The sequence below is a fragment of the Parapedobacter tibetensis genome, from assembly GCF_024704835.1.
Lineage (GTDB): Bacteria > Bacteroidota > Bacteroidia > Sphingobacteriales > Sphingobacteriaceae > Parapedobacter > Parapedobacter tibetensis.
On record NZ_JAMXBE010000036.1, the window covers coordinates 1 to 9,491 of the forward strand.

At 39.6% G+C, this 9,491-nt stretch carries 14 protein-coding genes and 1 pseudogene; 11 read left to right on the forward strand and 4 right to left on the reverse strand.

The window, feature by feature from the left end; all coding sequences use genetic code 11:
* Positions 1-146 precede the first annotated feature (146 nt).
* The gene (locus tag NF543_RS24685; RefSeq protein WP_257670867.1) at positions 147-1,583 is read right to left on the reverse strand and encodes a serine hydrolase domain-containing protein; all 1,437 of its coding nucleotides are present in this window, start codon (positions 1,581-1,583) and stop codon (positions 147-149) included.
* A 148-nt stretch (positions 1,584-1,731) separates the two neighbouring features.
* Here NF543_RS24685 and NF543_RS24690 point away from each other — a divergent pair, with 148 nt between their 5' ends.
* From NF543_RS24690 to NF543_RS24705, 4 genes are all read left to right on the forward strand, one after another.
* Entirely contained in the window at positions 1,732-2,055 is a 324-nt protein-coding gene (locus NF543_RS24690) for a DUF6249 domain-containing protein (protein ID WP_257670868.1), read from the forward strand.
* On the forward strand, positions 2,052-2,606 hold the full coding sequence (locus NF543_RS24695; protein ID WP_257670869.1) for an RNA polymerase sigma factor: 555 nt from the start codon (positions 2,052-2,054) through the stop codon (positions 2,604-2,606). The genes NF543_RS24690 and NF543_RS24695 overlap by 4 nt, the downstream gene beginning before the upstream one ends.
* 3 nt (positions 2,607-2,609) lie before the next feature.
* On the forward strand, positions 2,610-2,987 hold the full coding sequence (locus NF543_RS24700) for a hypothetical protein (RefSeq protein WP_257670870.1): 378 nt from the start codon (positions 2,610-2,612) through the stop codon (positions 2,985-2,987).
* A 74-nt stretch (positions 2,988-3,061) separates the two neighbouring features.
* Positions 3,062-3,328 carry a CPBP family intramembrane glutamic endopeptidase gene (locus tag NF543_RS24705; RefSeq protein ID WP_257670871.1) on the forward strand — a complete coding sequence of 89 codons (267 nt, stop codon included), beginning with the start codon at positions 3,062-3,064 and terminating at the stop codon, positions 3,326-3,328.
* Positions 3,329-3,368: 40 nt separating this feature from the next.
* Here the strand turns inward: NF543_RS24705 and NF543_RS24710 are convergent, their stop codons facing one another.
* Positions 3,369-3,938 carry a dihydrofolate reductase family protein gene (locus NF543_RS24710; protein WP_257670872.1) on the reverse strand — a complete coding sequence of 190 codons (570 nt, stop codon included), beginning with the start codon at positions 3,936-3,938 and terminating at the stop codon, positions 3,369-3,371.
* 449 nt (positions 3,939-4,387) lie between these two features.
* On the opposite strand from NF543_RS24710, the gene NF543_RS24715 reads away from it, so the two are divergent.
* The 6 genes from NF543_RS24715 (at position 4,388) to NF543_RS24740 (ending at position 7,160) form a co-directional block, all read left to right on the forward strand.
* A complete protein-coding gene (locus NF543_RS24715; RefSeq protein WP_257670873.1) occupies positions 4,388-4,714 on the forward strand; it encodes an ArsR/SmtB family transcription factor in 327 nt (108 codons plus the stop codon).
* The gene (locus tag NF543_RS24720) at positions 4,711-5,217 is read left to right on the forward strand and encodes an SRPBCC family protein (RefSeq protein WP_257670874.1); all 507 of its coding nucleotides are present in this window, start codon (positions 4,711-4,713) and stop codon (positions 5,215-5,217) included. Before NF543_RS24715 ends, NF543_RS24720 begins: the two co-directional genes overlap by 4 nt.
* A 1-nt stretch (position 5,218) precedes the next feature.
* A complete protein-coding gene (locus tag NF543_RS24725) occupies positions 5,219-5,722 on the forward strand; it encodes an SRPBCC family protein (protein ID WP_257670875.1) in 504 nt (167 codons plus the stop codon).
* Between the two features lie 367 nt (positions 5,723-6,089).
* Positions 6,090-6,518 carry a DUF1801 domain-containing protein gene (locus NF543_RS24730; RefSeq protein WP_257670876.1) on the forward strand — a complete coding sequence of 143 codons (429 nt, stop codon included), beginning with the start codon at positions 6,090-6,092 and terminating at the stop codon, positions 6,516-6,518.
* Positions 6,506-6,856 (forward strand): cupin domain-containing protein, encoded by a 351-nt coding sequence (locus NF543_RS24735; protein WP_257670877.1) that lies wholly within the window; start codon positions 6,506-6,508, stop codon positions 6,854-6,856. Before NF543_RS24730 ends, NF543_RS24735 begins: the two co-directional genes overlap by 13 nt.
* Before the next feature lies 1 nt (position 6,857).
* Complete coding sequence (locus NF543_RS24740) at positions 6,858-7,160, forward strand: hypothetical protein (protein WP_257670878.1); 303 nt, start codon at positions 6,858-6,860, stop codon at positions 7,158-7,160.
* Between the two features lie 55 nt (positions 7,161-7,215).
* On the opposite strand, the gene NF543_RS24745 is transcribed toward NF543_RS24740, so the two are convergent.
* Together NF543_RS24745 and NF543_RS24750 are read right to left on the reverse strand one after the other, a co-directional pair.
* Positions 7,216-8,385 (reverse strand): ligand-binding sensor domain-containing protein, encoded by a 1,170-nt coding sequence (locus NF543_RS24745; RefSeq protein ID WP_257957574.1) that lies wholly within the window; start codon positions 8,383-8,385, stop codon positions 7,216-7,218.
* A 22-nt stretch (positions 8,386-8,407) separates the two neighbouring features.
* Positions 8,408-9,043, reverse strand: a complete 636-nt coding sequence (locus NF543_RS24750; RefSeq protein ID WP_257670880.1) for a YceI family protein — start codon at positions 9,041-9,043, stop codon at positions 8,408-8,410.
* Between the two features lie 102 nt (positions 9,044-9,145).
* On the opposite strand from NF543_RS24750, the pseudogene NF543_RS24755 reads away from it, so the two are divergent.
* A pseudogene (locus NF543_RS24755) lies at positions 9,146-9,491 on the forward strand (winged helix-turn-helix domain-containing protein); the annotation flags it as partial.

Here is a 9,491-nt window from a genome sequence, read left to right on the forward strand (position 1 = left end):
TATTTATTCGTTTTATCCAGTGACACAGTTGGTGTTACACTCTCGCCATTTCCGCCAAAATATTGTTTATCAAGATCCTAATTGTTTTTAACTGGCTGTTAGGATTTTTGCTGTTTTAAAGTTGCAGCAATTAAACCATGCTCATGCTAGTTTTCAATTATTTCCGCGAGTCTTTCTTTAGCCCAATCATTTTCAGGATTTAATTCTAAAATCTCATTAAGTTTTTTGATTGCTTCGCTTTTAAGTCCTACACTGAGATAGACATCAGCAAGAGTACCTAAAGTATGCCATGATTCTGGATTATTGACCATTATTAATTTTAATACATCAATGGAGTGATCATATTCTTTGGCTGTACGGTATTTATTTGCCAAACTATTCAAAAGACGACCTTCAACATTTCCATCCATTGATTTCATGAATTTTAATGCTGATTTGTACCCTTTGTCTTTATAAATTTCAATAAGATTCATGGTTCCGAGATATTTGTCTGTCTCCTTTGTTGGTCCGGCTATAGCTTCTCGAATAATACTTCTGACCTGAACCCAACCGTCCAGCGATCCGCGGTTGGAAAGTGTAATAACAACATAATCGGAATTCTTATAAATATCCAGCTCTGCTGACACCCCTGGAGCACCACCGTTGTGGCCATACACATCTTCCTTGTTAAATTTGTTGAGACTAAACCCATAACCATAACCATGCTCAAAACCTTCTACATAGCCATTTTTCCGCTCATCAGAAATCATCAGAGCTAAACTATTTGCGGAGATAAGGGTATTATTTTGCAAAGCAGTAACAAATTTTAGAAGATCATGGGCTGTAGTATAACACCCACCCGCTGAACTGCCCTTGGCCCCTTTAGAATAGTTGCTTGTTTTCCAAACATTATCACCATCTAAATATCTATATCCCTCAGCAAGATTTTCAATTGCAGCGTCATTTTCATAACAGTCCGTATTCTCCATACCAGCAGGTAAATAAATATGCTCCTTTACATAATCGTAGTAATTCTGTCCCGATAATTTTTCTATTATCATTCCTAAAATGATATATCCAGCATTACTATAGCTGAATTTGCTACCAGGTGTGAATTTTAATGGTTCATCCTTAAAAAAGTCAAAATAATCTTGAAGTGACCTGACCGTATGTTTTGCTTTGAACTCAAATTTTTCATTGAAGAAGTCTTTCAAACCAGATGTATGAGTTAGAAGTTGCTCTATCGTAATACTATCCCTGACAGATTCGTTGGGATAATCTGGAAGTATTTCTCCCACCTTATCGGCTAATCTCAATTTGGCTTTTTCCCTCAATTGCATAATGGCTATGGCGGTATACATCTTTCCCATTGAAGCAGTATTGAATTTTGTCTCGAGGTTGTTCGGCACCTTGAAACCTAAATGAGCATAACCAAATGCTTTTTCCAAAAGTATTTTCTTGTCTTTGGAAATCAATACTACACCACTATAGTTGTCGTTCTGGCAGTAATTTGTGAGAGATTTTTCGATTTCTGGAATGGGACCGATTTGTGCTTTAACAGTAATCGAACAAAAAATAAGTAAATTAAATAGTGACTTTTTCATGATAATTATTTAGATAAGACTCCTTGGATACACGCTACCAGTCCAAGGTTACAAGTCTTTTTTATTAGCTTTAATTTCTTAAATCCTGTAACCTAATCGAGAATGCAAGTATCCAATCGCAAAATAATTTTAAACAAACAAAAACATTATGGTTGGTATAGGACTTGTAATTGTCGCCTTTCTGGTGACAGCAGCATTTACGATTTTCTATGTGGTAAAGAGTAGACACATAGAACGCATGTCAAAAATTGAACATGGCATTATTTCGGATGACGAACCGAGTCCTCCAAACAGTCAGGCTTTAAGCTTTGGAATTTTCTTTTTTGCATTGGGACTTGCTGTTTTCATATCATATTTAGTCAGCACGTATACCTCTATTCCCAATTACATCACAATGCCGGGGTTTCTGTTACTTTTCGGAGGACTGGGCTTTATTATTTCCTATATGGTGAATAAAAAGAAGAACAGGTGAGTGCAGAATTGGATAATTCACATATCCAAAGTATTCTAGGCGGCGACAAGGAAGCATTTAGGTACTTTGTACAAGCTTATAAGGAGATGGGCTATTCAATTGCAATTTCCATGGTGAAAGACCAAAATGACGCCAAGGATGTAGTGCAGAATGCTTTCATTAGTGCATATAAGTGCTTACCTTCATTCAGGCAGGATTCAAAATTTTCGACATGGTTTTATAAAATTGTCGTGAACGAATCGTTGAAGCAGTTAAAGAGAGCCAATAGAACGATCGAAACCTCTACTTTCAAAGACGACATAAAGGATTATACAAGCGAATTTAACGAAGCGGTCGAAAAATTGGACTTGATTGATAGAAATCTCAAAATTGATGAAGTCCTTGACTTGATGAAGCCAAAAGAAGCGTTGGTGTTAAAACTTCACTATTTACACGAAGAATCGATACTTGAAATGGTAAGACTAACGGGATTTACGAAAAGTAATATAAAAGTATTGTTACATAGGGCTAGAAAAAGCTTTCTAGTCCTGTTCATTAAATTTAACAACTAAAAAATGGATACTACCGATAAGAATATTAAGAAAGTGCTTTCGAACTATGACTATCATTTTAAGCTTAACATAGAAGACTCCATAATGGATCAGATAAAGATCCAAAAAGAGTACAATATTGAACTGTCAAAAGCACGGAAAAACGCTAAAACAGGAATACTTTTGTCTGTGTTTTTTCTAATTGTATATACCATTATGATTTATCTGGATTTTTTCAATAGTATGTTGGGCCAAATGGATTTTATCAACATGTTTGTTCCCTCAATCTTTATGTTTTTGCTTCTAATAGTTATATTCATCATACTGACTTTTGGTATGAGTTTCTTAGGGACAGAAGTAGAGAATGAGAGGTTGTTGAATTCAAATGAACCTGTTCCATAAATGGCCTATTTGCCATTTTTAGCCTTCTCAACTTCAGCTGATTGATGTTCTTGAAGGAAATAGAATAGCTTGCGGTGTACGTTTCCAGTGTGGTCTTCGGCTTGTATCATTTGTCGAATTATGCAAATCAAGAGGTATTGTTTTATGCACTTTCACCGATTATCGTCGGTTCGCAGCTTCTTGGCGGATTCCTGCTGGCCTACCTCCGCTTGAAACATGGCCTGCGGTGGTCCATTTTGGCACACGCCGTATTCAATGCGCTGGTCGTCATCCCATCGGCGTGGCTGTTTCAAGGGAAAACCGTGATCTGTAATCTTACCGAAAAACAGCTACGCCGTTAATCTGAACCCAGAGTCTTTTTTATTGCTTACTTGGCTGGGGTTATTGTACTGACCGGGCCGTGTTTTTTGTCGGCTCGTAGTACAGCACGATGGCCCCGGAACCGAACGTTTTGGTCTTTACGAGCTTCAGAAACGTCATATCGCCTATGTCTTTAAATAACGGTAAGCCTTTCCCTGCGATAATGGGATGTACACAGAGTTGGTATTGGTCAACTAAGTTAAGTTCCCTAGCAGCTACAATCAAACTCGGGCTGCCCACCAAAATGTCTTTATCCGATTGTTGCTTGAGTGCCAAAACTTCGCCTTCGAGACTTCGCGTTGCGATCCTCGCACTTTCCCAATCCACTTTTCTTAGCGTCTGGGAAAAAACAATTTTGGGAATGCTGTCCATGATCACTGCGAAATCATCTATTGCTCGGTTACCGGTAGGATTTTTTATGATCGGTGGCCAATATTCCATCAGCTGGTAGGTTATCCTTCCGTATAGAATGGTGCCGGCACTGCTCAGTAGTTCACTGTAATGCTGATGCAATTCATCGTCTGCAATCCTGGACGTGTGGTCGCAAAACCCGTCAAGCGTCATATTGATTCCTGCAATTATTTTTCCCATGCTGTGTTGTTTTAATCGTCGTTTATACAAAGATACCACTGCTACCTGGCAATGGGGCTGGGAAAAGGAGACAAACTACGGGGGTGGAAGAGACAGCGGTAAATCAATACTTACAGGAACGATATCTATCGTGTACTAACGACTACCTATCTTCTTTAACGTATATGAACCAAATGGATCCGCAATAATGTCGAGATAATCGACATGAAGCTTTCTGTAATTTTCAGCAAACCGGTAAGGTATCGAACGCCGGAAAATTCTCCACCAACACCCGCCCCCTGGTATAATACAGAATCTTTTAGCCAATATTTATCGGGGTAGTTTTAATGATTTTAGGGTTTTGATGACACAGGGCTTGTCCTCCTTCAGCCAAAGCCATATCAAAAATTCCATAAATAATTTGCGAAACCGAATAGTTGCACTTATATTTGCAATCATATAGTTGTATAATGAACACAAGACGAGATATTTTTCAGGCAATAGCCGACCCGACAAGACGGGCAATTATTGCCTTAATTGCATTACAGGCAATGACGCCCAACGCCATTGCCGATCATTTTGACACTACCCGACAAGCCGTATCTAAACACCTGCGCATTTTGACTGAATGCGAATTGGTAACGCAAAAACAACAAGGCAGGGAAATTTATTACCAACTTGAAATTGACAAAATGAAAGAAATAGATAAATGGCTGGACCAGTTCCGCAAAATCTGGGAAACAAGATTTAATCAATTAGATAACTTATTGGCAACGATTAAAAAACAGAAAAAATGACTAGTAATCTCTTATTTGATTTTTCCGTAAACAAGGAAAATAAAACCATTCACATAAAACGTGAATTCGATGCTAACCTTGAATTGGTATGGCAGGCGTGGACAACTCTCGAACTGCTCGACCAGTGGTGTGCTCCAAATCCTTACAAAACAGAAACAAAAACGTTGGATTTCCGTGAAGGCGGCTTCTGGCATTTTGCATTGGTAAGCCCCGAAGGGAAAAAACATTGGAGCCGGTATGATTACAAAAAAATTGAACCTCAGAAAAGCATTACGGAATTGAGGGCGTTCAGCGATGAAAACGGAATGGTTAGTCCGGATTTCCCGCGTACCGAATGCACCCTAATTTTCAGCGAAACGGACGGCAAAACACGCGTAACGATGACTGAAAAATATGAAAGCCCCGAAATGTTTGAAAAAATGGCAACAATCAGTCACAAAAAAGGCTTTTCGTCACATCTTAAAAATTTAGACGAATTATTACTGACACTAAAAAATAAATGAAATGAACCAGGCATTATTATTCGACTTCACCGTCAACAAAGAAAACAACACCATTCACATCACACGTGAATTTGCCGCGAACCTTGAATTGGTTTGGCAAGCGTGGACAACCCCCGAAGTGCTCGACCAATGGTGGGGGCCACAACCGTGGAGAGCCGAAACGAAGACAATGGATTTTCGGGAAGGCGGATTTTGGCACTACGCAATGGTAAGCCCTGAAGGGGAAAAGCATTGGAGCAAAGCCAACTTTCTTGCTATCAAGAAAGAAAAATCATTTGCCTCAAAAGGCGGATTTTGCGACGAAAACGGCACGGTAAATCCTGCGCTTCCTCAAAACTTATGGGAGAACAACTTTACCCCGAAAGCGGATAAAGTGCAGGTAGACATACTGCTGACTTACGATACACTTGCCGACCTCGAAAAAGAGATAGAGATGGGCTTTAAAGAGGGAATGACGGTAGATTTCCAGCAGTTGGACGAATTGTTATTGACCCTTAAAAAGTAAAAAACTTGTCATGTGGCAACCTGAAACAGACGATGTCTCTATAAATTGGAAGAAAATCAACATAATCAGAAATTAAAAAGGCATGAATATAAGAACCACAGTTGTTGTTTACCTATCCAAGAGGCTTTAGTAAATGCACAAAACTACGGGGGCGCTGTACCGGGCAAGGCTGCGGCTAGCCTAAAAACAGGCTTCATAGTCTGTAGTCCCGACATTCTGCTCCCAATTGCCAATGCGTGGAGGCATACTCGCAAGTCACCGATGCGTGTTTTGCGGTTTATCGCGAGCGCTATTGGACTGCCTTTCGTGTATTTTGCCAGGAAACGTTATCCAGAAAAATTGCATAGCAAGTAACCAAATCAAGCAAATGGCACAAGCGCAGATAAAATTCCAATCGCCGGTAGAATTGTTTGGGTTTCTTCCAAGAGATGAAGCCTTACTGACAGACGTTTTACGTCAGATAACCATAGAAACCTTAAACGGATACGGAAAGGAGAAATTATCTTACAATGTGCCGTTCTTCTACGGCAACAGATCTATTTGCCTGATATTTCCCGCATCCGTTCCCCGAAGTGGTATAAAAAGCGGGGTATTGTTCGGCTTTTGGTATGGCAATCGCCTGAAAGATGAAAGTAACTATCTGACACATGGAACTAACAAACAGATTTTCTACAAGGTTTATCAATCGGTTGATGAAATCGATATTCCCGCTTTAGCCGGACTGATAAAAGAAGCGGTTGAACTGGATAAAAGCTTTTATGAGAAAATATTTATAAAGAAGAAATGGGAGAAGTAATTGACAGAAACACAGCAGAACATTATCTGTGGGGTAACAATTGCGACAGTTGGGTGTTAGCTGATACCGTTGGATTGTCCGTCAAACAAGAGCGTATGCCAGGTGGTACAAAAGAGCAATTACATTTTCATACTAACGCCCAGCAATTTTTCTTTGTTCTCAAAGGGACAGCGACTTTCTATTTAGAGGGCAACAAGATAATCGTAGCAGAGCAAAAAGGGATATTAGTTCGACCACAAACAAAACACTATATCGCAAATGAGACTGTCGAACAACTTGACTTTCTTGTAATTTCACAGCCTACCACTAATAGTGACAGAACAATAATTGAAGGATGACATGATACTGATAACTCAATTGATTTATATAATTGAAGGGCAGGAAAGAACTTTTGATGAATTTGAAAGCATCGCAATTCCAACAATTTCAAAATATAACGGACGGCTTCTGTTCCGTGTAAGACCAACCGAAAACACCTTTATAGAACATAACATTGACAAACCATACGAAATCCATTTGGCAGCGTTCGACAGCGAAAAGGATTTTCAGAACTTCATGAAAGATGAAGAACGCAAACAATTCCTGAGTCTGAAAGAACAATCTATAAAATCAGTATTGCTAATTAAGGGGACAGAGGTGTAACGGTGGGGTTGCTGCGGGACATTGCATAACATTTTTAAATTATTGGCTATGAAAGTTATTTCCTAACCTGTTTACCTTTAAAGTCAGTAATGGTATTGCCATCATAACGATACACCCCATCTAAAGCGCCAAACCAAATACTCCCATCATTAGCTTCTAAAATCCCAAAAATCATTGGTTTACTTGCTATTTCGGTTACCGTTGGCTTTTTATTAGACAAGGACTTTCCGTCATACCGGGAAAGTGCCCAAGCTTGGCTATTATCCCTTTCTGAACTAGTCCATATGTTTCCATTTTTATCTTCGATTATATAACCAACAAACTTCTGCGTGAAATTGGTAAATGTGCTGCCGTCATAGCGCCAAAGTCCATCATTGCCACCGAGCCAAATATTGCCTTTTTTATCTTCGATTATATAACCAACAAACTTCTGCGTGAAATTGGTAAATGTGCTGCCGTCATAGCGCCAAAGTCCATCATTGCCACCGAGCCAAATATTGCCTTTTTTATCTTCGATTATAGTACGCACATTCCTAAAAGGTTTGCCGTTATGGGTGAAAACGGTAAATGTTTTTCCATCATAAACGAAGGTATCGCCCCTTGTACCAAACCAAAACTTGCCTGTTTTGTCTTCAATAATAGAAGTAACTTCATTAGGGGGGCGTGTAAAATCTGGAAAAGTTTTCCCTGTCCGATCTTCATTCATCGCATCTCCATCTAAGATATAATTCCGAAATGATTTCCCATCATAACGGCTTGCTCCTCCATTAGCACCGAACCAGATGTTGCCGATTTTATCTTCATAAATATAACCAATCTCATTATTGGGAAGTCCCTCCTTGGTTGTGAAATTTTGAAAGGATTTCCCATCGTAATAATAAACACCTGAGCCAATAGAGCCGAACCACAAGTTGCCTTTTCTATCCTCTAAAACAGAAAAGAAGCGGGCCGAACTCACTTTACTTGTGATATTGATAAACGATTTTCCATCGTACCGAAAAATACTGTCAAATGCCGCAATCCAAATGTCACCATTTCTATCTTGTATGATATTTCGAGTGATACTTTCAGGTCCGTGGGAAGTGATTACCTCTTTGGTTTCGGAGTTGATATTATCTTTAGGTAGTTCAGTTTTGTTTGATGAGTCAGCTTTGTTTTGTCCTTCACAGGAAGTGTTAAAAACAAACATCAGGAACAAGGTGTAAATGTGTGCGTATTTCTTCATTTTTCTTTTTATTACCTTACAATCATTTCTTAGTAAACACCAGCTCCAGACTCACCGGGATCTCATCGTCAACGAGATTGTCTTTCAGGCGGCCAAAGATGTTCCAGGATGTGGGCTCCGGTTGATGATTGATGTTCCAATTTGCGCGGGTAATGCTCATGTTTGCCGTTGCTGTAATCGTACTGCTGTTCTGCTTCATAATAGTGGTAAATTCAATGGTTTTAGTCACACCTTTGATGGTCAGCTCACCCGAAACCCTATAGGTAGCAGGGTTCTGTTCCGGAAGTATCTGTTTGACGAGCATGGTGGCTGTAGGATATCTTGAAACAGCAAAGAAGCCTTCGCTTCTCAGCTCATCGTCAACCTTTTTTCTCCCGGCGGCTGTAGGTTCGTCGGTACTCCTCATACTGTTCATATTAATACTGAAAGTACCCCGGGTTGGCCTGTCGGCGGTAAAGTTGCTAAGGGTGCCCGAATTAAATAATATAAAACCATTATGCTGGTTTTTGGGCGCCTTCCAAAACAGTTTACTTTTTTTAACATCGAGCTGGTAAACGACATCCTGAGCACCATTTTTTTGCTGAGCCAGTACGGGGAAATAAATTACTCCTGCCAGCATGATAATCAGGCTGGACAAAACTTTTCTTTTATTTTTCATATCATATCAATTTGATTCAGCGAAATTACTTTGATATCTTTCAGCCTGAGAAATTAGAATTGTAAATAAAAATGTAAACTTTGTAAATAAATCGCAAATATTATGTTTGATAGCGAAAAACTGCTCGAGGGGAAAGGCAAGTACCTGTACGGATTATTGCTGCTTCTGTTTATCTCTGTAATCTGCGCGGCTTTCAGTATGACCGGCAGTGACGACTTTGATATCGCCAGAAGGGAAGTTTTGCTCCGCAGGATCGGAGATGAACTGCTCTTACAGTCGGGCGACAGTACATCAAGGGTGCTCCCGGTAAAAAAGATCGCAGAAAATGAGTACCAAATCAGGTTTGAGAATGATCTTACTTTTCAACCGGACTCCCTCGTGAATACTACCAGGCGTTTGTTGGCCAAAGACCACCTCGCACGTGACTATGTAGTTAATGTTCTGAACT

Bases quoted from the DNA above. Each gene is read 5' to 3' on its own strand.
- NF543_RS24735 (WP_257670877.1), top strand. From the start codon at position 6,506: ATGGGAGAAGTAATTGACAGAAACACAGCAGAACATTATCTGTGGGGT.
- NF543_RS24685 (WP_257670867.1), bottom strand. From the start codon at position 1,583: ATGAAAAAGTCACTATTTAATTTACTTATTTTTTGTTCGATTACTGTT.
- NF543_RS24725 (WP_257670875.1), top strand. From the start codon at position 5,219: ATGAACCAGGCATTATTATTCGACTTCACCGTCAACAAAGAAAACAAC.
- NF543_RS24690 (WP_257670868.1), top strand. From the start codon at position 1,732: ATGGTTGGTATAGGACTTGTAATTGTCGCCTTTCTGGTGACAGCAGCA.
- NF543_RS24720 (WP_257670874.1), top strand. From the start codon at position 4,711: ATGACTAGTAATCTCTTATTTGATTTTTCCGTAAACAAGGAAAATAAA.
- NF543_RS24730 (WP_257670876.1), top strand. From the start codon at position 6,090: ATGGCACAAGCGCAGATAAAATTCCAATCGCCGGTAGAATTGTTTGGG.
- NF543_RS24740 (WP_257670878.1), top strand. From the start codon at position 6,858: ATGATACTGATAACTCAATTGATTTATATAATTGAAGGGCAGGAAAGA.
- NF543_RS24715 (WP_257670873.1), top strand. From the start codon at position 4,388: ATGAACACAAGACGAGATATTTTTCAGGCAATAGCCGACCCGACAAGA.
- NF543_RS24700 (WP_257670870.1), top strand. From the start codon at position 2,610: ATGGATACTACCGATAAGAATATTAAGAAAGTGCTTTCGAACTATGAC.
- NF543_RS24745 (WP_257957574.1), bottom strand. From the start codon at position 8,385: ATGAAGAAATACGCACACATTTACACCTTGTTCCTGATGTTTGTTTTT.
- NF543_RS24710 (WP_257670872.1), bottom strand. From the start codon at position 3,938: ATGGGAAAAATAATTGCAGGAATCAATATGACGCTTGACGGGTTTTGC.
- NF543_RS24750 (WP_257670880.1), bottom strand. From the start codon at position 9,043: ATGAAAAATAAAAGAAAAGTTTTGTCCAGCCTGATTATCATGCTGGCA.